The organism is Subtercola vilae (assembly GCF_004923255.1).
Classification (GTDB): domain Bacteria; phylum Actinomycetota; class Actinomycetes; order Actinomycetales; family Microbacteriaceae; genus Subtercola; species Subtercola vilae.
The window spans coordinates 1-25,047 of the sequence record NZ_QYRT01000024.1; the positions used below are offsets into that span (position 1 = coordinate 1).

Annotated in this window: 25 protein-coding genes; 23 read left to right on the forward strand and 2 right to left on the reverse strand. The window is 64.9% G+C overall.

Annotated features, from left to right (window positions below):
• Positions 1–93: 93 nt before the first annotated feature.
• The gene (locus D4765_RS12245) at positions 94–504 is read right to left on the reverse strand and encodes a DUF4870 domain-containing protein (RefSeq protein WP_136642590.1); all 411 of its coding nucleotides are present in this window, start codon (positions 502–504) and stop codon (positions 94–96) included.
• A 112-nt stretch (positions 505–616) separates the two neighbouring features.
• On the opposite strand from D4765_RS12245, the gene hrcA reads away from it, so the two are divergent.
• The 22 genes from hrcA (at position 617) to dapF (ending at position 22,728) form a co-directional block, all read left to right on the forward strand.
• Positions 617–1,639, forward strand: a complete 1,023-nt coding sequence (hrcA, locus tag D4765_RS12250; protein WP_136642591.1) for a heat-inducible transcriptional repressor HrcA — start codon at positions 617–619, stop codon at positions 1,637–1,639.
• Positions 1,640–1,693: 54 nt separating this feature from the next.
• Complete coding sequence (gene dnaJ, locus D4765_RS12255) at positions 1,694–2,812, forward strand: molecular chaperone DnaJ (RefSeq protein ID WP_136642592.1); 1,119 nt, start codon at positions 1,694–1,696, stop codon at positions 2,810–2,812.
• 11 nt (positions 2,813–2,823) lie between these two features.
• Positions 2,824–3,615 (forward strand): 16S rRNA (uracil(1498)-N(3))-methyltransferase, encoded by a 792-nt coding sequence (locus D4765_RS12260; RefSeq protein WP_136642593.1) that lies wholly within the window; start codon positions 2,824–2,826, stop codon positions 3,613–3,615.
• A 50-nt stretch (positions 3,616–3,665) separates the two neighbouring features.
• A complete protein-coding gene (locus D4765_RS12265) occupies positions 3,666–4,025 on the forward strand; it encodes an HIT domain-containing protein (protein ID WP_136642594.1) in 360 nt (119 codons plus the stop codon).
• A gap of 88 nt (positions 4,026–4,113) precedes the next feature.
• Complete coding sequence (locus D4765_RS12270; RefSeq protein WP_136642639.1) at positions 4,114–5,076, forward strand: PhoH family protein; 963 nt, start codon at positions 4,114–4,116, stop codon at positions 5,074–5,076.
• Complete coding sequence (gene ybeY, locus D4765_RS12275) at positions 5,073–5,540, forward strand: rRNA maturation RNase YbeY (RefSeq protein ID WP_136642595.1); 468 nt, start codon at positions 5,073–5,075, stop codon at positions 5,538–5,540. The genes D4765_RS12270 and ybeY overlap by 4 nt, the downstream gene beginning before the upstream one ends.
• Positions 5,537–6,877 carry a hemolysin family protein gene (locus D4765_RS12280; RefSeq protein WP_136642596.1) on the forward strand — a complete coding sequence of 447 codons (1,341 nt, stop codon included), beginning with the start codon at positions 5,537–5,539 and terminating at the stop codon, positions 6,875–6,877. The genes ybeY and D4765_RS12280 overlap by 4 nt, the downstream gene beginning before the upstream one ends.
• A 2-nt stretch (positions 6,878–6,879) precedes the next feature.
• Positions 6,880–7,794: a GTPase Era gene (gene era / locus D4765_RS12285; protein ID WP_136642597.1), complete on the forward strand. Its 915-nt coding sequence runs from the start codon at positions 6,880–6,882 to the stop codon at positions 7,792–7,794.
• A gap of 56 nt (positions 7,795–7,850) precedes the next feature.
• On the forward strand, positions 7,851–8,825 hold the full coding sequence (dapA, locus tag D4765_RS12290) for a 4-hydroxy-tetrahydrodipicolinate synthase (protein WP_136642640.1): 975 nt from the start codon (positions 7,851–7,853) through the stop codon (positions 8,823–8,825).
• Positions 8,826–8,868: 43 nt separating this feature from the next.
• On the forward strand, positions 8,869–10,545 hold the full coding sequence (locus D4765_RS12295; protein ID WP_136642598.1) for a ribonuclease J: 1,677 nt from the start codon (positions 8,869–8,871) through the stop codon (positions 10,543–10,545).
• A gap of 467 nt (positions 10,546–11,012) precedes the next feature.
• On the forward strand, positions 11,013–11,624 hold the full coding sequence (locus D4765_RS12300) for a hypothetical protein (RefSeq protein WP_136642599.1): 612 nt from the start codon (positions 11,013–11,015) through the stop codon (positions 11,622–11,624).
• A gap of 73 nt (positions 11,625–11,697) precedes the next feature.
• The gene (locus D4765_RS12305) at positions 11,698–12,261 is read left to right on the forward strand and encodes a hypothetical protein (protein WP_136642600.1); all 564 of its coding nucleotides are present in this window, start codon (positions 11,698–11,700) and stop codon (positions 12,259–12,261) included.
• 80 nt (positions 12,262–12,341) lie between these two features.
• The gene (locus D4765_RS12310; protein ID WP_136642601.1) at positions 12,342–15,362 is read left to right on the forward strand and encodes a DNA translocase FtsK; all 3,021 of its coding nucleotides are present in this window, start codon (positions 12,342–12,344) and stop codon (positions 15,360–15,362) included.
• A gap of 4 nt (positions 15,363–15,366) precedes the next feature.
• Positions 15,367–15,969 (forward strand): CDP-diacylglycerol--glycerol-3-phosphate 3-phosphatidyltransferase, encoded by a 603-nt coding sequence (gene pgsA, locus D4765_RS12315; RefSeq protein WP_136642602.1) that lies wholly within the window; start codon positions 15,367–15,369, stop codon positions 15,967–15,969.
• Positions 15,966–16,469 (forward strand): CinA family protein, encoded by a 504-nt coding sequence (locus D4765_RS12320; RefSeq protein ID WP_136642603.1) that lies wholly within the window; start codon positions 15,966–15,968, stop codon positions 16,467–16,469. The genes pgsA and D4765_RS12320 overlap by 4 nt, the downstream gene beginning before the upstream one ends.
• A gap of 141 nt (positions 16,470–16,610) precedes the next feature.
• Positions 16,611–16,919 carry a helix-turn-helix domain-containing protein gene (locus tag D4765_RS12325; RefSeq protein ID WP_136642604.1) on the forward strand — a complete coding sequence of 103 codons (309 nt, stop codon included), beginning with the start codon at positions 16,611–16,613 and terminating at the stop codon, positions 16,917–16,919.
• Between the two features lie 3 nt (positions 16,920–16,922).
• A complete protein-coding gene (locus D4765_RS12330; protein ID WP_136642605.1) occupies positions 16,923–17,147 on the forward strand; it encodes a DUF3046 domain-containing protein in 225 nt (74 codons plus the stop codon).
• Between the two features lie 318 nt (positions 17,148–17,465).
• On the forward strand, positions 17,466–18,560 hold the full coding sequence (gene recA / locus D4765_RS12335) for a recombinase RecA (protein ID WP_136642606.1): 1,095 nt from the start codon (positions 17,466–17,468) through the stop codon (positions 18,558–18,560).
• A gap of 2 nt (positions 18,561–18,562) precedes the next feature.
• Positions 18,563–19,165 carry a regulatory protein RecX gene (locus tag D4765_RS12340; RefSeq protein WP_136642607.1) on the forward strand — a complete coding sequence of 201 codons (603 nt, stop codon included), beginning with the start codon at positions 18,563–18,565 and terminating at the stop codon, positions 19,163–19,165.
• A gap of 81 nt (positions 19,166–19,246) precedes the next feature.
• The gene (gene miaB / locus D4765_RS12345) at positions 19,247–20,845 is read left to right on the forward strand and encodes a tRNA (N6-isopentenyl adenosine(37)-C2)-methylthiotransferase MiaB (RefSeq protein WP_136642608.1); all 1,599 of its coding nucleotides are present in this window, start codon (positions 19,247–19,249) and stop codon (positions 20,843–20,845) included.
• A 77-nt stretch (positions 20,846–20,922) separates the two neighbouring features.
• Positions 20,923–21,837 carry a tRNA (adenosine(37)-N6)-dimethylallyltransferase MiaA gene (gene miaA, locus D4765_RS12350; RefSeq protein WP_136642609.1) on the forward strand — a complete coding sequence of 305 codons (915 nt, stop codon included), beginning with the start codon at positions 20,923–20,925 and terminating at the stop codon, positions 21,835–21,837.
• A gap of 9 nt (positions 21,838–21,846) precedes the next feature.
• On the forward strand, positions 21,847–22,728 hold the full coding sequence (gene dapF, locus D4765_RS12355) for a diaminopimelate epimerase (protein ID WP_136642610.1): 882 nt from the start codon (positions 21,847–21,849) through the stop codon (positions 22,726–22,728).
• 9 nt (positions 22,729–22,737) lie between these two features.
• Here the strand turns inward: dapF and D4765_RS12360 are convergent, their stop codons facing one another.
• Complete coding sequence (locus D4765_RS12360; RefSeq protein WP_136642611.1) at positions 22,738–23,355, reverse strand: class I SAM-dependent methyltransferase; 618 nt, start codon at positions 23,353–23,355, stop codon at positions 22,738–22,740.
• Between the two features lie 40 nt (positions 23,356–23,395).
• On the opposite strand from D4765_RS12360, the gene hflX reads away from it, so the two are divergent.
• Positions 23,396–24,940, forward strand: coding sequence for a GTPase HflX (gene hflX / locus D4765_RS12365; protein WP_136642612.1), 1,545 nt, complete (start codon positions 23,396–23,398; stop codon positions 24,938–24,940).
• The last annotated feature ends 107 nt before the right edge of the window (positions 24,941–25,047 follow it).

Consider the following 25,047-nt stretch of genomic DNA (forward strand, 5'->3'; position numbering starts at 1 on the left):
CGGGGGAGCCGGAGGCCCGACGGGAGGGGGAACTTCGCTCGACATTGTGACGCCTTTCGTTGGTTGCGACGATCTTACGAGAAGTGGGCCGGGCTACTTGATCCAGCGAAAATTGACGGGATACCGATAGCTGCCGCCACCGTTCACCCGAACGCCGCCGACAATGGCGAAAACCAGGTTCACGATCACGACCGCCCAGATGATGAGGCCGATCAGCAGGCCGATGATCCAGCCGAAGACGGGTATGAGGCCGAGCACGCCGGCCACGATGTTGCCGACCACGATGATGCCGGTGACGTTGATGGTCCAGTTCAGGGCTTCGGTACTCTCCTGCCGCACCAGCGTGCCGCGGTCTTTGAAGACCAGGTAGATGATGAGGGCCGGGATGAGCGGAATGATGTTGCCGAAATGAGAGAGGGAGGCCCAGAGCTTGTCGTCGGCAGACGAGAGTGCGGGCTGGCCGGCAGCCGGCTGATATGGCGGGGTACCGTTGGAGTTCGACATAAGCACAAGATACTGCTCGTCAACCGGGTTGAGCAATGATTTTTACTCAGCGTGTCGCGATATATAATTGGCACTCTAGATACCTGAGTGCTAGGCGGAAGGCGGCAACACAGTGGTCTCTGAACGCAGCCTCGAAGTGCTCAGAGTGATCGTGCACGACTACGTGGCCTCTCGCGAACCGGTTGGTTCGAAGTCGATCGTCGACCGCCATTCGTTCGGTGTGTCGGCCGCCACCATTCGCAACGACATGGCGCTTCTCGAAGAAGAAGAGCTCATCGTCGCGCCGCACACATCGTCTGGCCGCATTCCCACCGACAAGGGCTACCGGCTCTTCGTCGATCATCTGTCTGGCCTGAAGCCGCTCACACCCGCGCAACGCCAGGCAATCGAGACGTTCTTGGGGTCCTCCGTCGACATCGACGATGTGCTTGCCCGCACCGTTCGACTACTCTCGCAGCTCACCCAGCAGGTGGCGCTCGTGCAGTACCCCTCTCTCTCGCAGGCGAAGGTGCGGCACATCGAGCTCGTGGCTCTCACGCCCGTGCGCCTGCTCACGGTGGTCATCACCGACACGGGCCACGTCGAGCAGCGCATCGTCGAACTGCCGACCGGCATCGACGACGAGTTCCTGGTCACGCTGCGTTCGCGGGTGAATCACGCTGTCGCGGGGTTCGGCCTCGACGAAGCGGCTGCAGGCCTGCTTGCCTTCGCCTTGCAGTTCACGCCGCCAGAGCGCCTCTCGGTCGACGTGATCGTGGCCGCACTCGTCGAACAGGTCACGGCGAACCGGCAGGAGAAGCTCATCATCGCGGGGGCTGCGAACCTGGTGCGCACCGAGGGAGACTTCGCCGGCAGCATCCTGCCCGTTCTCGAAGCTGTCGAAGAGCAGGTGGTGCTGCTCCGCCTGTTCAGCGAGATGCAGGCAGACCAGCACGGCATGTCGGTGAGCATCGGCCGCGAGAATGCGTCGTTCGGGCTCGCCGAGACCTCCGTGCTGGCGAGCGGCTACAGCTCGGTCGGTGGCCAGGTGGCGCGGCTCGGCGTGCTCGGCCCCACCCGCATGGACTACTCCACCAACATCGCGGCCGTTCGTGCCGTGGCGCGTTACCTCTCGAAGAGCCTGGGCGAGTCATAAACAGGCGAATCGTGAACTTTCTGATGCAATTCCCGAACAAAGGAGAAGCCCTTCGTGGCTGACCATTACGACGTGCTCGGCGTCGAGCGAACCGCTAGCACCGACGAGATCAAGAAGGCGTACCGCAAGCTCGCCCGAGAACTGCACCCCGATGTGAATCCGAGCCCGGATGCCCAAGAGAGGTTCAAGTCGGTGACGCACGCGTACGACGTGCTGAGCGATCCCGGGCAGCGCCAGAACTACGATCGCGGCCCGCAGGCCGGTTTCGGTGGCGCTGGCGGCGGAGCCCAGGGCTTCGGCGGTTTCGGAGACATCTTCGAGACCTTCTTCGGCGGCCAGCAGGGTGGCCAGCGCGGCCCCCGCTCGCGCGCCGAGCGCGGCCAAGACGCTCTGCTGCGCGTCGAAGTCGACCTCAGCGAGGTCATCTTCGGCACCCACCGCGACCTCGAGGTCGACACCGCCGTGCTCTGCGAGACCTGCAACGGCAGCTGCGCCCAACCGGGCACCCACGAAGTGACCTGTGACATCTGCCACGGCAGCGGCCAGATCTCCCGCACGGTGCGCTCGCTGCTCGGCAACGTGATGACGAGTTCGCCCTGTGGCACCTGCCGCGGCTACGGCACGGTCATCCCCGCACCCTGCGTCACCTGCCAGGGCCAGGGCCGTGTTCGCGCCCGTCGCATCATTCCCGTCGACATTCCGGCCGGCGTCGACACCGGCCTTCGCCTGCAGATGCCCTCGCAGGGTGAGGTCGGCCCCGCCGGCGGCCCGCAGGGCGACCTGTACCTCGAGGTCAAGGTGACCCACCACGACATCTTCAGCCGCAACGGCGATGACCTGCTGTGCACGCTCGAAGTGCAGATGTGGGATGCAGTGCTGGGCACGACGACGACGCTGGGCGCGCTCGACGGCGACGTTGAGGTCGAACTGAAGCCGGGCATCCAGAGCTCTGAAGTGGTGACGATCAAGTCGCGTGGCGTGACAAAGCTCCGCGGTGGCGGTCGCGGTGACCTGAAGATCGGCATTCAGGTGGTGACGCCCACGAAACTCGACCACAAGCAGCGTGAACTCGTGAAACAGCTCGCCGCGGCGCACAAATACCCCGCCCCCACGCTCGGGCACTTTCAGCAGGGCCTGTTCGCCAAGCTGCGCGACCGGTTTCTGAACGTCTGAGAGCCTGAGACATGAGTTCGCTGTTCATTCGTGAAGACCTGAACGACATTCCGCACGAGGTGCGCGATGTCGTGTCGCTGCACGGCGAAGAGCAGAAGCACGCCGTGACGGTAAACCGCATCAAGGTGGGCGAAGACACCTCCATCGGTGACGGTCGCGGGCTGATCGTGAGCGGGCCAGTCATTGCGGTGTCGTCGAGCGTGCTCAGCATCGCGGTGACGAGTGTGCGGGTCGAGCGGCGACCGGCCGCGACCATCTGGCTGGTTCAGGCCCTCGCCAAGGGCGACCGCGACGAGATGGCCGTGCAGGCCGCCACCGAGCTTGGAATCGACGGCGTGCTGCCGTGGGCTGCCGAGCGCTCGGTGTCGCGCTGGGTGGGCCCGAAAGTGGCGAAGGGCGTCGAGCGCTGGCGCACCATCGTTCGTGAGGCCAGCAAGCAGTCCATTCGCGCGTTTGTGCCGACGGTGGGCGAGTTGGCTGGCATCAAGCAGCTCATCGAACTGGCTTCGGTCAGCCGGATGCTCGTGCTCGAGCCCTCCGCCACAGAGGCGCTCACCGCAGCCGCGCTGCCCGGGTTCGACGCTGCTGACTTCGATGCTGCCCGCACCGATGCTGCCCGCACCGATGGTCAGCCCGACCTCGTACTCGTGGTGGGCCCCGAAGGCGGCATCAGCCCGAACGAACTGCACCAGCTCGTGGCCGCGGGAGCGACCACGGTGAAACTCGGAACGAGCATCCTGCGCACCTCCACAGCCGGCCCGGCCGCGCTCTCAGCGCTCAATGTTCGCCTAGGGCGCTGGTGAGACCAGCCGCCACCGGGGCGGGTGTCAGACGCGCCGATTACGATGGAGGCATGTCAGACACACCAGGGCCAACGCTCTTCAGCCGCATAGTGGCGCGCGAGATTCCGGCCACCATCTTCGCTGAGACCGAGACGCTGATCGCCTTCGCCGATATCGCTCCGAAGGCACCCGTTCACATTCTGGTTGTGCCGAAGACCGAGCAGTACGCGAACGTCGTCGAGCTGGCGGCGGGTGACCCGGCGTTGCTGGCCGAGTTGGTGGCGCTCGCCGACACCCTGGCGGCCGAGCACTCCGATGGTGACTTCCGTCTCATCTTCAACACCGGCGCAGGTGCCGGGCAGACCGTATTCCACGTTCACGCCCACGTTCTCGCGGGCGATCTCAAAGAAGGTTCACTTGGCACGTTCTAACGAAGGCAGCGGCAGCGGCACTGCCAGCTCCCGCGGCGGCACCAGCGGCAGCACCAGCGACGCCGTCATCCACGTCGACGGGCTCGCCATGGTGCGCCTGCTCGGGCCGCAAGACCGGCTGGTCACCCTCGTCGAGAAGCAGTACCCCAGCGTCAGCATCCATGTTCGCGGCAACGAGATCACGCTGCTGGGGCCCACCGCCGACGTGGAGTCGGCGCGCCGGCTCGTCGAAGAACTGGTGCTCATGGTGAAGAACGGCAACGAAGAACTCACCGACATCGAGGTCACGGCTTCGGCCCGCATGCTCGACTCCGGCAACCCCACGAGCCCGTCGGTCGCGCTCGGCGAACCCATCATCTCCACGCGCGGCAGAACCGTGCGCGCAAAGACGCTCGGCCAGAAGAAGTACGTCGACGCGATCGATGAGAACACCATCGTGTTCGGCATCGGCCCGGCGGGAACCGGCAAGACCTACCTCGCCATGGCCAAAGCCGTGCAGGCGCTGCAGCGCAAAGAGGTCAACCGCATCATCCTCACCCGGCCGGCTGTCGAGGCAGGGGAGCGGTTGGGCTATCTGCCGGGCTCGCTGACCGACAAGATCGACCCGTACCTGCGCCCGCTGTTCGACGCGCTCAACGAGATGCTCGACCCCGAGATCGTTCCGAAGCTCATGGCCACCGGCGCCATCGAAGTCGCGCCGCTCGCGTACATGCGCGGCCGTACCCTGAATGACTCCTTCATCGTGCTCGACGAAGCCCAGAACACCACGCCCGAGCAGATGAAGATGTTTCTCACCCGCCTCGGGTTCGGCTCGCGCATGGTCATCACCGGCGACATCACCCAGATCGACCTCCCCGTGGGAACAAGCGGTCTGCAGGTCGTTCGCGGCGTGCTCGACGGGCTCGACGACATCCACTTCGCTACTCTGACCAGTGACGATGTTGTTCGTCACACCCTCGTCGGCAAGATCGTCGACGCCTATACCAAGTACGACCAGATTCAGCTGGCGCACCGCAACAGTGCTGCCGCCCGTCGAGGAGACCGCGCATGAGCATCGAAGTCAACAACGAGTCGTCGATCCCGGTCGACGAGCCCACGTTGCTGCGCCTGGCCACGTACGCGCTCGAGCAGATGCACGTGCATCCCGATGCCGAGCTCGCCATCGTTCTGGTCGACGAGGCCGCCATGGAGCAACTGCACGTGCAGTGGATGGACGAGCCGGGCCCCACCGACGTACTCAGCTTTCCCATGGACGAGCTGCGCCCCGGCACCGAAGACGCCCCTACGCCCGCCGGGCTGCTCGGCGACATCGTGCTCTGCCCGCAGGTCGCCGAGGGCCAGGCCGAGGCGGCCGGGCACTCCACGCTCGAAGAGCTGCTGCTGCTCACCACGCACGGGCTGCTGCACCTGCTCGGGTTCGACCACGCTGAACCGGCCGAAGAGAAAGAGATGTTCGGCATCCAGGGCGACATTCTGGTTGGCTTCTCCATGAAGGAGCGCCGCCGACGCACATGAGCTCCCTTCCTCTCGTCGGCCCCTTCATCGCGGTCGCCTTTGTTCTCGTAGCCCTTGGCGGCCTCTTTGCCGCCACCGATTCGGCAATGGCGTCGCTGTCGCGAGCCGACATTCTGGAGCTCAGCGAGCACTCACGCGCCAAGCGGTCGCTGCGGGCGATCGCCGAAGACACGGGTGCCCACGTCAACGTGGTCAACTTCATGCGGGTCGTGGTCGAGACCTCGGCCGCGGTGCTCGTCACCATCTCGTTGGCGTTCAGCCTCGACAATGTGTGGCTCGCGCTCGTGCTGTCGATCCTCATCATGACCGGGGTGTCATTCGTGCTCGTCGGTTCGAGCCCACGCAGTGTGGGCCGGGCCCACGCCAAGGTGGTGCTGCAGCTCACCGCGGTGCTCGTGCACCTGCTGCGGGTGCTGCTCGGGCCCGTCGCGAATGCCCTGGTGGCACTCGGCAACAGGGTCACGCCCGGTCGCGCCGCCACGGCAACTTTCTCGTCAGAAGAGCAGCTTCTCAGCATGGTCGACGAGGCCACAGAGCTCGATGTGCTCGAAGAAGACGACCGCGAGCTCATCCACTCCATCCTCGAATTCAACGACACCGTCGTTCGCGAGGTCATGATTCCGCGCACCGACATGGTCACCATCGAGCAGAGCTCTACCGTGGGGCAGAGCATGGGCCTCTTTCTCAGCCGTGGGGTCTCCCGGATGCCCGTGGTAGCCGATTCGGTCGACGAGATCACGGGCATCCTGTACCTCCGCGATGCCGCGCGACTCTCGCACGAAAAGCCCAAGAAGGTCGACGTGGTGACCGTGGCTGAGCTCGCGAAGCCGGCCCTGTTCATCCCCGAATCGAAGAAGGTCGACGACACCCTGCGTCAGATGCAGCTCGAGTCGAACCACCTCGCCATGGTCGTCGACGAGTACGGCGGAATCGCCGGGCTCGTCACCATGGAAGACTTGATCGAAGAACTCGTCGGCGACATCTCCGACGAGTACGACCGTGAGGTCGTCGAGGTCGAAGAACTCTCCACCGGCGTCTTCCGCGTCAGTGCACGGCTGGCGGTCGACGAACTCGGCGAACTGTTCGGAATGGAACTGGGCGATGACGACGTCGACTCGGTGGGCGGGCTGCTCGGCAAGGTGCTCGGGCGGTTGCCCGCGCAGGGTTCTGTCGCCCACGTGGCCGGTCTCTCACTCACGGCCGAACGCACCGACGGCCGTCGCCGGCGCATCACCACGATCGTCGTGCAACGCGACGACCCCGAGAACTTCACTGTTGCTTCGGCAGCAGGCAGCACCATTTCACTCGCAGCTCCACACACGCCCGAAAAGGGGTAAGCATGATCGGCTCAGATATCGTCTCCGACCCAGACTTTCGAGCGGGCTTCGTCTCGTTCGTGGGGCGCCCGAACGTGGGCAAGTCCACACTCACCAATGCCCTGGTGGGCGAGAAGATCGCCATCACCAGTTCGAAACCGCAGACCACCAGGCGGGCCATCCGCGGAATCGTGCACCGCCCAGACGGCCAGCTCATCCTGGTCGACACTCCCGGTATGCATCGGCCCCGCACGCTGCTCGGCGAGCGGCTCAACTCGGTGGTTCAGTCGACGCTCGGCGATGTCGACGTCATCGGTTTCTGCGTGCCCGCCGATGAGAAGATCGGCCCGGGCGACAAGTTCATCAACGAACAGCTCGACGCCTTCCCGCGTGCCAAGAAGGTGGCCATCGTCACGAAGATCGACGCCGCGTCGAGGCCCGCTGTGGCCGAGCAGTTGCTCGCCATCTCGGAGATGCGCAACTGGGAGGCGATCATCCCGATCTCGTCGACCAGCAACCTGCAGCTCGACATTCTGACGGCCGAGCTCATCAAGCTACTGCCGCGTTCGGAGAAGCTCTACCCCGACGATCAGACCACCGACGAGGGTCTCGAGGCTCGCATCTCCGAGCTCATCCGTGAGGCCGCACTCGAAGGGGTCGAAGACGAATTGCCGCACTCCATCGCCGTCACCATCGACGACATGATCGAGCGTGACGACCGCGACCTCGTCGAGATCTATGCGAACCTGTTCGTCGAACGTGACAGCCAGAAGGGCATCATCATCGGCAAGGGCGGCGTTCGCCTGGGCGACGTGGGTGCGCGGGCTCGTGCCGCCATAGAGCCGCTCGTCGGCAAACAGGTGTTTCTGAGCATCCGGGTCAAAGTGGCCAAAGACTGGCAGCGTGATGCGAAGCAGTTGGGCAGGCTCGGGTTCTGATTCCCCGCTACCCTGTAGACGTGTCTGATATTTCTTCCTCCGCACCATCTGCTCCGCTGAGCCGGGCGAACCCGTTCGGCCAGGTGCTCGTCGCCCTGGTGACCCCCTTCACCGCAGACGGTGAAGTCGACTGGGTGAGTGTCGAGAAGCACATCGACACGGTGATCAGCGACGGTGCCGACGGCATCGTGGTGTCAGGAACGACGGGCGAGACGTCCACCCTCACCGACGCCGAGAAGATCAGGCTCGTCGAGGTGGCCAAGTCGGTCGCCAACGGCCGCGCGAAGATCATCACCGGCGGCGGCTCCAACGAGACCGCGCACGCCATGCAACTCGCGAAGCAGAGCGAGAAGGCGGGTGCCGACGCCAACCTCGTCGTGACGCCGTACTACAACAAGCCCACCCAGGCCGGTATCCTCACGCACTTCCGCATGATCGCCGACGCCACCGATCTGCCGGTTATTCTGTACGACATTCCGGGGCGCACGGGTGTGCCCATCGCGTACGACACCATTCTGCGGGCGGCGAAGCACCCGAACATCCTCGCTATCAAAGACGCCAAGGGCGACTTCAGTGAGGTCAGCCGCGTGCTGAACCAGACCGACCTGATGTACTTCTCGGGCGACGATTCGAACGTGCTGCCGCACCTCGCCGTGGGCGCAACCGGCCTCATCGGCGTCACCAACAACATCGCTGCGCGCCCGTACCGCATCATGATCGACGCGGTGAACGCGGGCGACCTGGCCACGGCCACACTGATGCACAAGGCGCTCGAGCCGCTCGTGCGCGCCACCATGACGCACGTGCCCGGCACCGTTGCAGCGAAGTACATCCTGCACGGGCTCGGCCGCATTGCGAGCCCGCGCGTGCGCCTGCCCCTCGTCGGCCCCGAAGAGTGGGAGGCGGCGAAGATCGAAGACGAAATCGATCTCGTTCGCAGCATTCCGGGCGTCAGCTTCACAAACTTCCGGCCCGACCGTAACGCAGCCGCCGGTGGCGCGCTGCCCAAAATCCCTGGTACGACCCGCTAAAACGCGGCAGACACAACTCAATCACAGACATCTAGGAGGGCATATGCCCAATCCCACATTCGCACCCCAGCCCCTGAAGCCCGACACGCTGCGGGTCATCCCCATCGGCGGCCTCGGCGAAATCGGCCGAAACATGACCGTGTTCGAAATCAATGGCAAGCTGCTGATCGTCGACTGCGGCGTGCTGTTCCCCGAAGAGACCCAGCCCGGCGTCGACCTCATTCTTCCCGACTTCTCGCTGGTGCGTGACCGTCTGAAAGACGTCGTCGGCATCGTGCTCACCCACGGCCACGAAGACCACATCGGCGCTGTGCCGTACCTCTTGCGCTTGAAGAACGACATTCCCCTCATCGGCTCCGGCCTCACGCTGGCACTCGTCGAGGCGAAGCTCAAAGAGCACCGCATCAAGCCCTACACCTTTCAGGTCGAAGAGGGCCAGATCGAGCAGATGGGCCCGTTCGAGCTCGAGTTCGTCGCGGTGAACCACTCCATTCCCGACGCGCTGGCCGTGGCCATCAAGACCGTCGCGGGCGTGGTGCTGCACACCGGCGACTTCAAGATGGATCAGCTGCCCCTCGACAACCGCATCACCGACCTGCGTGCCTTTGCCCGCCTCGGTGAAGCCGGCGTCGACCTCTTCCTGGTCGACTCGACCAATGCCGATGTTCCCGGGTTCACCCCCTCTGAGCGCACCATCGGCCCCGTGCTCGATTCGGTCATCGCTCGTGCTCCCCGCCGGGTCATCGTGGCCAGCTTCTCCTCGCACGTTCACCGTGTGCAGCAGGTTCTGGATGCCGCACACGCCAATGGGCGAAGGGTGGCGCTGCTCGGCCGTTCCATGGTGCGCAACATGGGTATCGCAGAAGAGCTCGGATACCTCAAGGTTCCCGAAGGCGTGCTCGTCGACTTCAAGAAGGCCGGCGACATCCCCGACGACAAGATCGTCTACATGTCGACCGGTTCGCAGGGCGAGCCGATGGCGGTGCTCTCGCGCATGGCCAACCTCGAGCACCAGATTGAGGTCGGGCCCGGTGACACGGTCATCCTCGCGTCCTCACTCATCCCCGGCAATGAGAACGCCGTCTACCGCGTCATCAACGGCCTCACCAAGCTCGGTGCGACCGTCGTTCACAAGGGCAACGCCAAGGTGCATGTCTCTGGCCACGCTGCGGCGGGCGAGTTGCTGTACTGCTACAACATCCTGAAGCCGAAGAACGTCATGCCGGTTCACGGCGAGTATCGCCACCTTGTGGCGAACGCGCAGCTGGCCATCGAGACCGGTGTGCCGGTCGAGAACACCATCCTGGCTGACGACGGCACCGTCATCGACCTGAAAGACGGCGTCGCCCGCGTGGTGGGCCAGTATGACCTCGGCTTCGTCTACGTCGACGGCAACAGTGTCGGCGAGATCACCGACGACGATCTCAAAGACCGTCGTGTTCTCGGCGAAGAGGGCTTCATCTCGATCATCGTCGTCATCGAGGCCGGCACCGGCCGCATCGTGGTCGGGCCAGAGATTCACGCCAAGGGTTTCGCCGAAGACGAATCGGTCTTCGACAAGGTCAAGCCGAAGATCGCTGCTGCCCTCGCCGATGCCGCGCAGAACGGCACTCGCGACACCCACGCCCTGCAGCAGGTCGTGCGTCGCACGGTCGGTCGCTGGGTGAACACCTCGTACCGTCGTCGCCCCATGATCGTGCCGGTCGTCATCGAGGCGTAACTTCCGTTTGCTCGCGAAACTCGCGTAACGGATCCGCTGGATTGGTGTCTCCGATGCACGAGCGTTCAGTGTAACCGTCGGCTGTGATGATGGCCGCGTCGTGCCCGTCATGCGGCGAATATGGGCAGACGCGGCTTGTCTTCTCCGGCACAACGATCCCGGTCGCGCGAACAGGCGCCCTGGGCTGATCTCGGCCCGTGCTGCGAGTACAGCGCCACGCACAACATGTCGTGCGCTGGTTTCGGCGCTTCATTATTTGATTGTGACTCGCGTCCGCAAATTTGCGGACTGCCGAGCGAGAGCTGAACTGCTACTTTCTGTGTATGCACTCAGAAACACTCGTTCACGTACGACGCACCTCAATTGCGACGGCCGCATTCGTCGTAATGCTCGGCTTGATTACGGGGTGCGCGGGTACTGAGCGCGCGCCCGCATCAGCGGGTGCGCAAGGCTCGTCCAGTGCCTCAGTGGCGCCTTCTTCAGGGACGACTGCAGCAACGACACCGGCCGTGCCGTCGTCGGCGGTGGCGGAGAGCTCCGCTCCGGCGTATGCCAGCTTGGTGGTCTCGCCGCAGGGAATCGGTTCATTGCAGGTGGGTGCTGCGCCAGCGCTCTCGTCGATGATCCGGTTCTCGGCGAACCACTGCGACGCCGACCCGCTTTACGCCAGCTCGGGAGGCTACCCGGGTGCGGTAAGTGATCGGTGGCTCTCGACATACCCCGATTTCGGGGGTTCCGGGTTCATGGTCGCTGCGGCTGATGTCGTCTCGCGTATCGACGTACGTGATCCGGCTCTCGTGACCGCCGAAGGGGCGGGCGTCGGAACCGCAGAGGCTGATCTCACTCAGAAGTACGGAGACCGTCTCTGGATGGTCTACTCGGGCTCGGTGTCAGACGTGTGGGCTCTCGCCGACACCCCCGGCACGCTCGTCTTCGAGGTGGCCAAGGATCGGTCGGGCGGTTCGTATTGGGATGCCGACAAAGCCAACCGAGTCTCTGGTGTGCGTGTTCTCGCCGCGGGCATCGACCCGGCGTTCGCGACGGCCGGCACCGACAACCAGGCCGGAAGCTGCGTGTAACCAGTTCTCCCGTAAGCGTCGAGGACTTTCTGACTCTCTTGTTGTGAACCCTGTTCACGACGAAGGAGACAGAATGACTCGAACAATTCAGGCCGCCCGCATGGCTCAGGCGGCACGCATAGCGGCGATTGCCGCAATTACGGCGTGCGCTGCGGGCGTGACCGCGCTCGGAGTGTCATCGGCTGCATTCGCCACGCCCGCCCCGGTTGCTGCCAGAGCCTCCCAGGTCGTTACGGTCGCTCCGGCGGCCGGTTCTGCGTCAGTACTCAACTTCGTGGTGCCGCTCAGCGGCAATCCGGCGGCGCACGACCTGCTGGTGACGGGCGCCCTGAGCGGCCTTCGCGCGAGCGACGCGGTGGGCGGCTTCGGCGCGTTCATCACCTGCGACGACCTCAACACCTACACGACCATCCTGAGCCGCGACACCGTGACGAAGTATCCAGACGGTTCGGGTGGTGCAGTGTTTTTGTTCGACCTGCCGGCGCTCGAGCAGGGGCACTCGTGCCGCCTGCAGGCCACCGCGCCGGCGCACCGCACGCTGGTGTTCAGCACGCGCGGCTGGATTTCGCTACAGGGCGAGCTGAGTATGAGCCTCGCCGGCCGGGTCGGCTCGAGCAGCACCACCGGCGGGCTGTGACGCCAGAGACACTGACCGAAATTGAGACGCGCTCGGAGCGGCTACCGACCGTTTTGAGCGCAGAACAGTAGCGTTGACGCATGGCTACGAGTACCAGGTCGAACTCCCGCGCCCGCGGTGCGGGTGGCTCCGGGGCGAAAACGCCGACCCCCCGCAGAACAACCGCCGCCAAGCCCACGGGCCAGACCGGCGTTCAGAAGACCGTGCGCTACCCGATCGACGACGGTGGCCCCGGCCCCTTCGCGAAGATGTACCTCGGCCTCGCCCACCTCACGGGCGGCGCCGCTCGCGCCTTCGGCCACGAGAAGCTGGCCAAAGACGAGCGGCGCGACGGCTTCCCCTTCCTGCTGTTCGTGCTCGCGGTGGCCGGCGCGGTCATCGAGTGGTTCCTCGTGGCCAACCCCGTCGCGAATCTGCTCGACGCCTATACGTTCGGCGGCCTCTTCGGTCGGGTGGCGTACGCGCTGCCCGTCGTGATGCTGCTCCTGGCCATCTGGCTCTTTCGGCACCCGAACTCGGTGAACGACAACGGGCGCATCGGCATCGGCCTGGGCATCCTGCTGCTCACCGTTTCGGGCCTCTGCCACGTGTTCAGCCCGCAGCCCTCACCCGCCGCCGGCATGGAGTCGCTGGCGAAGGCCGGGGGAGTGTTCGGCTGGGTTATTGCCGCGCCCCTCATCGCCGTCACAACCTCGGTGGGCGCGACGATCATCGTGTCGCTCCTGCTTCTGCTCTCGCTGTTCATCATCACGAAGACCCCGCCCAACAAGGTCGGCATTCGGCTTCGCGAGCTCTACAACTACCTCTTCGGCGCGGCGTTCGGCGAGGCGCCCGAACCGCGCGATCCCAAGAACAAGGCGGGCAAGGGTGCGGGCGACGCCAACCAGACCGGCGACCTGCAGCTCGACTTCGATGAGGTCGACGTCGATTCCCTGCCGTGGTGGCGCCGAAACAAGAGTGGCCGCGAAGAAGATCCCGCGTTCGACAGCCCCATCACGACCGTCGAAGACCGCACCCCGCCCACCGAGGTTCTCGGTCGGGTTCCGGATGCCCGGGCCTCGAACTCCGACCGCACCGAGGTCTTGAGCGCCGTTGTCGACCGCACCGTCGACGAGAGCGCCGGCAGCGCTGACGCCGCAGACACCATGGCCTTCGGGGCAGCCGTGCTCGGCGACATGGAAGCGGCCGAGCAGGCCGTCAAGCGTTTCACGGGCGAGATTCTGCCCGGCTCGAAGTCGGCCACGGGCATCCGCGACGATGCCGGCACCGACGAGGCCTCGTTCACGGGCGTGCTGTTCCCGGGCGAAGCGAAGCCCGCGGTTCTGCCGGGGATGGGCAATGACGCTGGCTTCATTCCGTTGGCCGAGGTGAAAGAGGCTGAGGAGCGAAACTACTCGCTTCCGCCCGCCACCAGCCTCGTGCTCGGCGAGCCGTCGAAGGCCCGTTCGGCCGCGAACGACGACATCGTGCGTGCCCTCACCGAAGTACTCACCCAGTTTCAGGTCGACGCGAAAGTCACTGGTTTCTCGCGCGGCCCGACCGTCACCCGGTACGAGATCGAACTCGGCCCGGGCGTGAAGGTCGAGCGTGTCACCGCGCTCAGCAAGAACCTCTCGTATGCGGTCGCGAGCAACGAAGTGCGTATTCTCTCGCCGATTCCCGGCCGGAGCGCCATCGGGGTCGAGATTCCGAACACCGACCGCGAGATCGTGTCGCTCGGCGATGTGCTGCGTTCGGCGAAGGCCACGAACGACACGCACCCGATGACCATCGGCGTGGGTAAAGACGTCGAGGGCAAATTCGTCATCGCGAACCTCGCCAAGATGCCTCACCTCCTCGTGGCTGGGTCGACGGGCTCGGGCAAGTCGAGCTTCGTCAACTCGATGGTCACGAGCATCCTGATGCGCGCCACGCCCGCCGAGGTGCGCATGGTGCTCATCGACCCCAAGCGCGTCGAGCTGACCGCCTACCAGGGTGTTCCACACCTCATCACGCCCATCATCACGAACCCGAAGAAGGCCGCCGAAGCGCTGGCCTGGGTCGTGAAGGAGATGGATATGCGTTACGACGATCTCGAGAGCTTCGGGTTTCGGCACATCGACGACTTCAACCGGGCGGTGGTCAACGGCGAGCTCATTCTGCCGGCCGGCAGCCACAGGGTGCTGAAGCCGTACCCGTACCTGCTGATCGTGGTCGACGAGCTCGCCGACCTCATGATGGTGGCACCGAGAGATGTCGAAGACTCGATCGTTCGCATCACGCAGTTGGCCCGGGCATCCGGAATCCACCTCGTGCTGGCGACCCAGCGCCCCAGCGTCGATGTGGTGACGGGCCTGATCAAGGCCAACGTTCCGTCGCGGCTGGCGTTCGCAGTGACCAGCGTCACCGACTCGCGGGTCATTCTCGACCAGCCCGGTGCCGACAAGCTCATCGGGCAGGGCGACGCGCTCTTTCTCCCCATGGGGGCCTCGAAGTCGGTTCGTGTGCAGGGTGCGTGGGTCAGCGAGAGCGAGATCGAGAAGGTCGTCAAGCACGTCACGCTGCAGGCGCGGCCCGAGTACCGCAACGACGTCACGGTCGCCGCCGTCACCAAGCAGATCGATTCTGATATCGGTGATGACCTCGAAGTGCTGCTGCAGGCCGCCGAGCTCATCGTGAACACGCAGTTCGGTTCGACCTCGATGCTGCAACGCAAGCTCAAGGTGGGCTTCGCGAAGGCGGGTCGTTTGATGGATCTGCTCGAGTCGCGTGAGATCGTCGGGCCCTCAGAGGGTTCGAAGGCACGCGACGTGCTCGTGACGGCCGAACAACTGCCCGAGGTGCTGGCCATGCTGCGGGGGTCGGATGTCGCGGCTCACGGCTCGGCTGCGGGCCCGGGTGGGTCTGTGGGTGCGTCTGCCCCAGCTTCTGTCGGCGGCTCGGCGTCGTACGCCGCTGCCCCGGCCGCCCTGCCCGCCACCGCACCCCTGCCCACCTCTCTCGTGCCGTCGGCCTCTGACAACCGCTACGACGTCGACCCTCTGAGCGAGCCCGGCGACGGCTATCCTGAGGTTGAAGTCACAGACGATGAAGACGCCTGGGGCTACACCGGCAGAGAGTAGCAAAATGACCAGCCCGACTTCGGCACAGAGCGTGCCCGCGAAGCCCAGCAACTGGAACCTGCCGAATGCGATCACCGTCATCCGCATTCTGCTGGCCCCGATCTTCTTCTGGATGCTGCTGGCCGACAATGGCGCCGACGGTGGCCTCCGGTACGCGGCGGCCATCCTGTTCATTCTCGCCATCGCGACCGACGGCATCGACGGGCACCTCGCGCGCCGCAACAACCAGGTCACCGACCTCGGCAAGATTCTCGACCCGATCGCCGACAAGGTGCTGACGGGCGGCGCACTGGTGGGCCTCTCGATTCTCGGCGAGCTGCCGTGGTGGGTCACCATCATCATCCTCATCCGCGAGGTGGGCATCACCGTCTACCGGTTCGCCGTGCTGAGCCAGCGGGTCATTCCCGCTTCGCGCGGCGGCAAGATCAAGACACTTGCCCAGTCGATCGCCATCTCGCTGGCCCTGCTGCCGCTCTGGGTGCCCTTGGGTGACTGGATGTTCGTGGTCAACGCCATCTTCATGAGCATCGCATTCGTGCTCACGGTCATCACCGGTCTTGACTACCTGTACCAGGACTTCAAGCTCAACAAGGCCAAGAAGCAGTGACCGACGGGTCACACGACGAGGGCGAAGACCTCACCGCGCGACTGATAGCCGACCTCGCACGGCGCGGCGAGACCGTGGCCGTCGCCGAGTCACTGACCGGCGGTCTGCTGGTGGCTGAGCTGATCAGGCCGGCGGGGGCATCGAGTGTGGTGTTCGGGGCAGTCGTGGCCTACAATACGAGTATCAAGGCCACGGTGCTGGGGGTGGATGCCACTCTGTTGCGGTCACAGGGGCCCGTGCATCCGGAAGTCGCCGAGCAGATGGCCGAAGGGGTTCGGTTCGCGCTGTCGGTCGATGGGTCACCCGCTTCGATCGGCATCTCGACAACGGGAGTGGCGGGCCCGGGCCCGCAAGACGGCCATGCAGAAGGAACTGTCTACGTGGGGCTGGCGGTCGGCGACAAGACGTCGAGTTTCGCCTTGCACCTCGCGGGGAGCCGTGACCAGATCAGGGCTGCGGCCGTCAGCGAAGCCGTGCGAATCCTGAGAGCGCAGATATGAAGCAGGTTGCGCGGGAATGACTCAGGTTTCGATCTCGTTACACCTGACGTCATTAACAACGAAAGTCCAGTCTCCGTCGTTTAGAGTTTGTGGTACAGATTCGAACGGCTCGACTGAGATAGACACGCTAAGGAGGCTCCGATGATTTTAGTTCGTCAAGAAATCGGCGACGTACTGCGGGACTTCCGTCTTCAGAAGGGCAGAACCCTTCGGCAGGTCGCAAGCAAGGCCAGTGTTGCACTTGGTTACCTCAGCGAGGTCGAACGCGGTCAGAAAGAAGCCTCCAGCGAGATTCTCGCTTCGGTTGCCGACGCTCTCGACACTCCTATCTCGGTCATCATGCGCGAGGTGGGCGACCGTCTGGCCGTCATCGAGGGTATCGACACCATTCCCGACACTGTGCCCGACGAGTTCGTCGCGGGCTTCGATGCCGGTCTGGTGACCCGCTAACCGGTGCGTGTCAGCGAATTTCGGCAGGCCGTGCTCGACGAGTTCGGGTCAGGCTTCGGTCGCGTCGTCACCAGCGACCTCGTTCTGACCGAGTTCGGCGGTCGCACGGCCGACCAGGCCATCGGCGCCGGTGAAGATGCCCGAGAGGTGTGGATGGCACTCTGCCGTGCCGCCGATGTGCCGACGAGCCGTTGGCACGGTGCTGGGCTCCCACTGCCCCGGTCGTAGCTCACCCCTCTGTCCGGCTCGTTTCTATGTTCGAGTGCGGCAACACGCCGAGGCATTCACTCGAATATATGTTCGGGTATTGCTAGTCTCCTTCACAGCGAGACGTTTTGGGCTGTTCTCCACAGTTCACGGGTCTCCGGCACGCAGTGTCGGTGGTCGTGCGTAGTGTGAAAACCGTTCAGAACGTGCGCGTTTATGCCTTGTCGCCAATCTTCCGCGAATCACTCGTGGCGGGGCGCGACAGCCTATAGGCACACCACATTGCGGGTGCCGGGTTTCTTCGAGACCCGACCTCACGCCTATTGAAGGAGACACCACATGCCCTCAGATGCCACTCGTGAGAAAGCTCTCGAAACAGCACTCGCACAGATCGACCGCCAGTTCGGCAAGGGGTCGATCATGCGCCTCGGCAGTGATGACCGCGCCCCCGTCGAGGTCATCCCCACCGGTTCCATCGCGCTCGACGTCGCGCTCGGCATAGGCGGGCTTCCCCGCGGCCGCATCGTTGAGATCTACGGGCCTGAATCGTCGGGTAAGACCACGCTCACCCTGCACGCCATCGCGAACGCGCAGTGTGGCGGCGGTATCGCCGCCTTCATCGACGCCGAGCACGCCCTCGACCCCGAATACGCGAAGAAGCTGGGCGTCGACATCGATGCCCTGCTGGTGTCGCAGCCCGACACGGGCGAGCAGGCCCTCGAGATCGCCGACATGCTCGTGCGCTCGGGCTCCATCGACCTCATCGTCATCGACTCCGTTGCAGCCCTCGTACCGCGCGCCGAGATCGAAGGCGAGATGGGTGACTCGCACGTGGGGCTCCAGGCCCGTCTGATGTCTCAGGCGCTCCGAAAGCTCACCGGTGGGCTCAACCAGACCAACACGACCATGATCTTCATCAACCAGCTGCGCGAGAAGATCGGTGTGTTCTTCGGCAGCCCCGAGACCACCGCGGGCGGTAAGGCGCTGAAGTTCTACGCGTCGATCCGCCTCGACATCCGCCGCATCGAGACTCTCAAAGAGGGCACCGAGGCCGTGGGTAACCGCACGCGGGTGAAGGTCGTCAAGAACAAGATGGCGCCGCCCTTCAAGCAGGCGGAGTTCGACATCATCTACGGCATCGGAATCTCGCGTGAGGGCAGCCTCATCGACTTCGGCGTCGAGAACGAGATCGTGCGCAAGTCGGGTGCCTGGTATACGTACGACGGCGAGCAGCTCGGCCAGGGCAAAGAGAACTCGCGTCGGTTCTTGAAAGAGAACCCCGATGTGGCTCTCGAGATCGAGAACAAGATCAAGATGAAGCTCGGCCTGCTCGAAGACCCGAACGCGCCGAAGGTCGTCGCGGTGACGGCAGCGACTGACACGGCGAAGGTCGAGTCCATTGCTCCGAAGGTTGCTGCACGTAAGGGTGCCTAGTCGTGGTCGCAAAGGTCACGTATCTTCCCGGTGTGATCGCGGTGCCGGAGGAGATCGGTGAGGGCGAATTCGATGGCGATGGCTACGGTGAGAGCGAAGTCGAAGACGCTATGAGTGAGGGCGAGCGCGAGGCGTTCCTTGAGAACGTCGTCGTGCGCGCTCTCGCCCGCAAGGCACTCTCCGAGTGGGAGGTCACGAAGCTCCTGGCGGCGAATGGTGTCGACGAGAGCGAGTTCGAGCTCTTTCTCGACCGCTATCGCGCCAACAAGTACGTCGACGACTTCGACCTGGCCGAGAATCTCGTCGAGACGCTTCATCGCCGCAAGGGCTATGGCCGTTCGCAGATCAAGAACGAGTTGTCGACGCGTCACGTGCAGCCGGAGATCATCTCTGCTGCCCTCGAGGCGCTCGATGACGACGACGAACTGCGGCGGGCCATCGAGCTGGCCGAGAAGCGCGCCCCGTCGCTCGCCCGGCTCGACGCCCAGACCGCCGAGAGGCGGCTGACCTCGTTCCTGATGCGTAAGGGCTACCCGTCGGCGGTCATCCGTTCGGCTGTGGCGGCGGCGCTCACGCCGGGCCCGCGCAAAGTGCGCTTCAACTAAGTCAGCTTCGGCCGGGCCGGTCTCACCGAGGAATGGTGAGATTCGGCTCGGTTGGCGAGACGAACGTAGACTGAGACAACTATGACCAGCGTCAGCGAAGCCCCCACCATCATCGTGCCGTCGGCGGCCGCAGTGGAATCGTCGGGGCGCATCCGCACCTACGAGGTTCGTACCTTCGGTTGCCAGATGAACGTGCACGACTCAGAACGGTTGAGTGGGTCGCTCGAAGCAGCCGGTTACGTGCGCGACGAATCGGGCGAGGCCGACGTGGTGGTCATCAACACCTGCGCCGTGCGCGAGAACGCCGACAACAAGCTCTACGGCAACCTCGGGTACCTCGCCTCGGTCAAGCGGCGTCACGCGGGCATGCAGATCGCCGTCGGCGGTTGCCTGGCCCAGAAAGACAAGTCGGTCATCCTGTCGAAGGCCCCGTGGGTCGATGTCGTGTTCGGCACGCACAACATGGGTGCGCTGCCCAGCCTGCTCGAGCGTGCTCGTCACAACGGTGAAGCGCAGCTTGAGATTCTCGACTCGCTCGAGACCTTTCCGTCAACGCTGCCCACGAAGCGCGACTCCAGCTACAGCGGGTGGGTCTCCATCTCGGTCGGCTGCAACAACACCTGCACGTTCTGCATCGTTCCGTCGCTTCGCGGCAAAGAGAAAGACCGTCGCCCGGGTGAGGTGCTGCGCGAGGTTCAGTCTCTCGTCGACGACGGCGCCATCGAGGTCACTCTGCTCGGCCAGAACGTCAACTCCTACGGTGTCGAGTTCGGCGATCGGGAGGCGTTCAGCAAGCTGCTCCGGGCGGCCGGCCAGATAGAGGGTCTCGAACGCATCCGGTTCACGAGCCCGCATCCTGCTGCGTTCACCGACGACGTCATCGACGCGATGGCCGAGACGCCCGCGGTCATGCCGCAGCTGCACATGCCGCTACAGTCAGGCTCCGATCGTATTCTCCGCGCAATGAAGCGTTCGTACCGGTCAGAGAAGTTCCTCGGCATTCTCGACAGGGTGCGCGCCCGCATGCCCCACGCGGCCATCAGTACCGACATCATCGTGGGCTTCCCCGGCGAGACCGAAGAAGACTTTCAGGAGACCCTGCGCGTGGTTGCAGCGGCTCGGTTCGCCACGGCGTTCACGTTCCAGTACTCCATTCGCCCGGGCACCCCGGCCGCCACGATGCCCGACCAGGTGCCGAAGGCCGTCGTGCAAGAGCGGTACGAGCGCCTCATGGCGCTGCAAGACCGCATTTCGTGGGAAGAGAACGAGAAGGTCATCGGCCGTCAGGTCGAGTTGCTCGTAGCCAACGGCGAGGGTCGCAAAGACGCCGACACGCACCGCATGAGTGGCCGTGCCGAAGACAGCCGCCTGGTGCACTTCGACGTGCCGGAGGGGTCGCCGCTGCCGCGTCCGGGCGACGTCGTCACGGTGACCGTGAGTGGGGCAAAACCGTACTACCTCATCGCCGACTCCGTCGATGGTGAGCCGCTCCGCGTTCGCCGCACACGGGCGGGTGACGCGTGGGAGAGAGACCAGTCCGACTCCTGCGCTGTGCCCGCGAGCACCGACGATGGCCACGGTCACGGTTCGTCGTCGACTCCCGGTCGCGTTTCGCTCGGGCTGCCCACCCTGCGGGTGGCCACCAGCCCCATCTACGACCTCGCCGACGACCTGCGCTGATCGATGCATCGTCAGGCAGCGGCGCTGTCGCCGCGTCTGACGCTGCCAGCGAGAGCCACCAATCACAGATGGGCCAGATGAGCGCAGAAATCATTGTGATCGTCGGCGCCACCGGTACCGGCAAATCAGACCTCTCCCTCAGCATTGCCGAACGCTTGGCCCGTGCGGGAAGACCGGCGGAGATCGTCAACGCCGATGCCATGCAGCTGTACCGCGGAATGAACATCGGCACGGCCAAGCTCGCGCCGCCCGAGCGCCGCGGAATCACGCACCACATGCTCGACGTCTACGACGTCACAGCCGACGTCTCGGTGGCCGCATACCAGGCCGATGCGCGACAGGCGATCGACGCCATCATCGCCAGGGGAGCGGTGCCGATTCTCGTCGGCGGCTCGGGGCTGTACGTGTCGTCGGTGATCTACGATTTTCAGTTTCCGGTGCGCGACGCCGAGGTGCGTGGCCGGCTCGAGGCAGAGGTGGCTGAGAGCGGTGTTGGGCTGCTGTTTCGGAGGCTGGTGGAGCGTGATGCAGAGGCTGCAGCATCCATCGGCCCACACAATGGCAGGCGCATCGTGCGTGCGCTAGAGGTGATCGAGCTGACCGGTGTTCCGGTGAGCGGCCAGCTTCCCGAGAAGCCGGTGCCGTGGCGTTCGGCGACGGTGCTGGCACTGCAGCACCCACGTGACTTGCTCGTACAACGGCTCGACCAGCGAGTGGTGGGCATGTGGGCGGCGGGCCTTCTCGACGAGGTGCGCGCACTCATTCCGCTGGGGCTCGAGCGCGGGGTGACGGCGAGCCGGGCCATCGGCTACGCGCAGGCGCTGGGGGAGCTGCACGAGACCCTCACCGAGGCTCAGGCCATCGCCGAGGCGCAGGCGTTGACCAGGCGCTATGCCCGCCGTCAGGTGAGCTGGTTTCGTCGCTATCGCGAGGCGGTGTGGCTGGATGCCGCGGCCGACGACCTGGGAGAGCAGGCCTACGCGCTCCTCTAGGCTTGAGCCATGGCAATCGAGCTGCACTTCACCAAGGGCCAGGGCACCGGCAACGACTTTGTTCTGTTCTCCGACCCCGACGGCGAGGTGTCGCTCACGCCGACCCAGATCGCCTCGCTCTGCGACCGGCATTTCGGTATCGGTGCCGACGGCCTCATTCGCGCGGTGCGGTCGGTCAACATCGATGCCGGCGCCGCGTCACTCGCCGAAGACGAGGCCGCCGAGTGGTTCATGGACTATCGCAATGCCGACGGTAGCGTGGCAGAGATGTGCGGCAACGGCATCCGGGTGTTCTCGAAGTTTCTGCTCGAGAACGGCATGGCCACACTCGAGGCGGGCGACACCCTCGTGGTGGGTACGCGCTCGGGGGTTGTCGACGTGCAGCGCAACCTCACCGGTTTTCAGGCCGACCTCGGTCGGTGGAGGCTTGATGGCGGCGAGCCGCTCGTTCGCGCCAGGGGCCTGCAGGTTGCCAGGCCCGGCCTCGGTATCAACGTGGGTAACCCGCATGTGGTGGTGGCACTGCTCGACGAAGCTGAGCTCGAGTCGCTAGATCTGACGTTCATTCCGCAAATCGACCCCGAGCCGGCCGACGGCGCGAACGTGGAGTTCGTCGTGCCGCTCGAGCCGATGGTTCGCAACGGGGTCGGCCATATCCGCATGCGGGTGCACGAGCGCGGTAGCGGCGAGACCCTGTCGTGTGGAACGGGCGCGGTCGCTGCAGCCCTCGCCATTCGATACTGGGCCGGCGCGGGCGCACCCAACCAGTGGCGCGTCGAGGTTGCGGGCGGCGCCGTCGGCGTGCGCATGTACGCCACAGAAGACGGCGAACACGTCGCGCTGTCGGGCCCGGCTGAGCTGGTGTTCGAGGGCGACGTCACCCTCGCCTGAGCGCAGACTCTACTCGCGAAGCCGGGCCCGCAGCACACGGTAACCCTTGTGGGTTGCGGTGCGGGTGACCGAGAACGCGGGTCGCAGAGCACCTTCGAGCCAGTGGTGCAGCGAGTCAGAACCGAGGTTGCGCTGAACGACGAGCCACGCGTCTGAGCCGGGGTCGAGGCGCGGCAGCCACGTCAGCATGAGGTTGTGCAGTTCGTCTTTTCCCACCCGGATGGGCGGGTTCGACCAGATGGTCATGAAGGCGATGTCGGCGGGAACATCCGCGGGCGTCACAGCGTTGATGTTCTCGAGGCCCAGCGTGGCTGCATTGGCCCTCACCAGGTCGAGCGCACGTTCGTTGACGTCAACAGCCCACACGGTGGCGTGGGGTGACAACAGTGCCAGAGCCAGCGAGATCGGGCCCCAGCCGCACCCCACGTCGAGCAGATTGCCGCCCGGGGGCGGTGCGGGCGTGTTCGCGAGCAGAACCTGGGTTCCGACATCGACACGATCAGGGCTGAAGACCCCTCCTGCTGTGGTGGCTGCGAACGAGTGACCGGCGATGGTCACGGGAATTTCCTTCAACCGCAGAGGGGTCGTGGGCTGGCTCGAGAAGTAGTGCCCATTGTCAGTAGCCATAGAGGGAACTTAGCAAACGAGAGGGCTAGTCTTGCATTCAATGACTGAAAACGATTCAACTTCGACAGGAACGGACACGCAAAGCGACGGGTCACAAGACTCCGTCGACCGCGTTCTGGCCAGGGCAGATGCCCGGGCATCCGGTTACGCACTGTTCGCCCCCGGTAGCGCACAGGCGCTTCAGCGCGATAGCACGAGCGCCGGCCAGCAGAACCACGACGGCGACCAGTTCGACCGTGCCGACCGACAGGCACTGCGCCGGGTGGCGGGGCTCTCAACCGAGCTCGAAGACGTCACCGAGGTCGAGTACCGGCAGCTGCGGCTCGAGAATGTGGTGCTCATCGGCGTGTACACGCAGGGCACGCTGACCGATGCCGAGAACTCGCTGCACGAACTTGCAGCGCTCGCAGAGACCGCGGGTGCCGCGGTGCTCGATGGTCTGCTGCAGCGTCGCCCGACCCCCGACCCCAGCACCTATTTCGGCAAGGGCAAGGCCGAAGAGCTCGCCAGCGTAGTGAAGGCGCTGGGCGCCGACACGGTGATCGCCGACAGCGAGCTGGCACCGAGCCAGCGGCGCGCGCTCGAAGACATCGTGAAGGTGAAGGTCATCGACCGAACGGCGGTCATTCTCGACATCTTCAGCCAGCACGCCAAGAGCCGCGAGGGCAAGGCCCAGGTCGAGCTCGCGCAGCTCGAGTACCTGCTGCCGAGGCTCCGCGGCTGGGGTGACTCGATGTCGCGCCAGGCCGGTGGCCAGGTCGGCGGCGCGGGAGCAGGCATGGGGTCGCGCGGGCCGGGTGAGACGAAGATCGAGCTCGATCGGCGCCGCATCCACACACGCATGTCGCGGCTGCGCAAGCAGATCGCGGCCATGAAGCCGGCACGCGAGGCAAAGCGGGCCAACCGCAAGCGCAACACCGTGCCGTCGGTGGCCATCGCAGGGTACACGAACGCCGGCAAATCATCACTGCTGAACCGCATCACCGGTGCAGGTCTGCTGGTTGAGAACTCGCTGTTCGCCACGCTGGATGCGACGGTGCGCCGCACACAGACGAAAGACGGCCGCGAGTTCACCTTCGTCGACACCGTGGGCTTCGTTCGCAGCCTGCCGACGCAGCTCGTCGAGGCATTTCGGTCGACACTCGAAGAGGTCGCCGACGCCGACGTCATCGTGCACGTGGTCGACGGTTCACACCCCGACCCGGCCAGCCAGTTGAGCACAGTTCGCCTCGTGGTGGGTGACGCCGGCGCGCGTGACGTGCCCGAGCTCGTCGTCTTCAACAAGAGCGACCTGGTCTCAGAGAGTGAGCGCATCGTGCTCCGCGGGCTCGAACCGCACTCGCTGTTCGTGTCGGCGCGCACCGGTGAGGGTATCGCCGAGTTGCTCTCGACGCTCGACGGCATGCTGCCGACGCCCTCGATTGAGGTCGACGTTCTGGTGCCATACGACCGTGGCGATCTCGTGTCGCAGATGCACCAGCACAGCACGGTTCTGAGCACCGAGTACGAAGAGGGCGGCACCCATGTGCGAGCCCTGGTCACACCCGAATTCGAGGCCCAGCTGCTCGAGTTCAGCACGCACTGACCGCCTTCTGTCACAAAGAGTCACACACGAGCTGCGAGCCTGGCTCGGCTGTAGTGTCGCTGATGTTCGTCGCCCCGCACACATTTGGGGGCGCAAAGCGACAGCCG

What these genes read in the sequence shown, in the direction of transcription:
- miaB (WP_136642608.1), top strand. Translation starts at nt 19,247, where the DNA reads ATGACCAGCGTCAGCGAAGCCCCCACCATCATCGTGCCGTCGGCGGCC.
- pgsA (WP_136642602.1), top strand. Translation starts at nt 15,367, where the DNA reads ATGACCAGCCCGACTTCGGCACAGAGCGTGCCCGCGAAGCCCAGCAAC.
- hflX (WP_136642612.1), top strand. Translation starts at nt 23,396, where the DNA reads ATGACTGAAAACGATTCAACTTCGACAGGAACGGACACGCAAAGCGAC.
- D4765_RS12305 (WP_136642600.1), top strand. Translation starts at nt 11,698, where the DNA reads ATGACTCGAACAATTCAGGCCGCCCGCATGGCTCAGGCGGCACGCATA.
- D4765_RS12360 (WP_136642611.1), bottom strand. Translation starts at nt 23,355, where the DNA reads ATGGCTACTGACAATGGGCACTACTTCTCGAGCCAGCCCACGACCCCT.
- D4765_RS12310 (WP_136642601.1), top strand. Translation starts at nt 12,342, where the DNA reads ATGGCTACGAGTACCAGGTCGAACTCCCGCGCCCGCGGTGCGGGTGGC.
- D4765_RS12260 (WP_136642593.1), top strand. Translation starts at nt 2,824, where the DNA reads ATGAGTTCGCTGTTCATTCGTGAAGACCTGAACGACATTCCGCACGAG.
- D4765_RS12325 (WP_136642604.1), top strand. Translation starts at nt 16,611, where the DNA reads ATGATTTTAGTTCGTCAAGAAATCGGCGACGTACTGCGGGACTTCCGT.
- D4765_RS12270 (WP_136642639.1), top strand. Translation starts at nt 4,114, where the DNA reads ATGGTGCGCCTGCTCGGGCCGCAAGACCGGCTGGTCACCCTCGTCGAG.
- era (WP_136642597.1), top strand. Translation starts at nt 6,880, where the DNA reads ATGATCGGCTCAGATATCGTCTCCGACCCAGACTTTCGAGCGGGCTTC.
- miaA (WP_136642609.1), top strand. Translation starts at nt 20,923, where the DNA reads ATGAGCGCAGAAATCATTGTGATCGTCGGCGCCACCGGTACCGGCAAA.
- D4765_RS12265 (WP_136642594.1), top strand. Translation starts at nt 3,666, where the DNA reads ATGTCAGACACACCAGGGCCAACGCTCTTCAGCCGCATAGTGGCGCGC.
- D4765_RS12280 (WP_136642596.1), top strand. Translation starts at nt 5,537, where the DNA reads ATGAGCTCCCTTCCTCTCGTCGGCCCCTTCATCGCGGTCGCCTTTGTT.
- D4765_RS12295 (WP_136642598.1), top strand. Translation starts at nt 8,869, where the DNA reads ATGCCCAATCCCACATTCGCACCCCAGCCCCTGAAGCCCGACACGCTG.
- recA (WP_136642606.1), top strand. Translation starts at nt 17,466, where the DNA reads ATGCCCTCAGATGCCACTCGTGAGAAAGCTCTCGAAACAGCACTCGCA.
- dapF (WP_136642610.1), top strand. Translation starts at nt 21,847, where the DNA reads ATGGCAATCGAGCTGCACTTCACCAAGGGCCAGGGCACCGGCAACGAC.
- ybeY (WP_136642595.1), top strand. Translation starts at nt 5,073, where the DNA reads ATGAGCATCGAAGTCAACAACGAGTCGTCGATCCCGGTCGACGAGCCC.
- D4765_RS12245 (WP_136642590.1), bottom strand. Translation starts at nt 504, where the DNA reads ATGTCGAACTCCAACGGTACCCCGCCATATCAGCCGGCTGCCGGCCAG.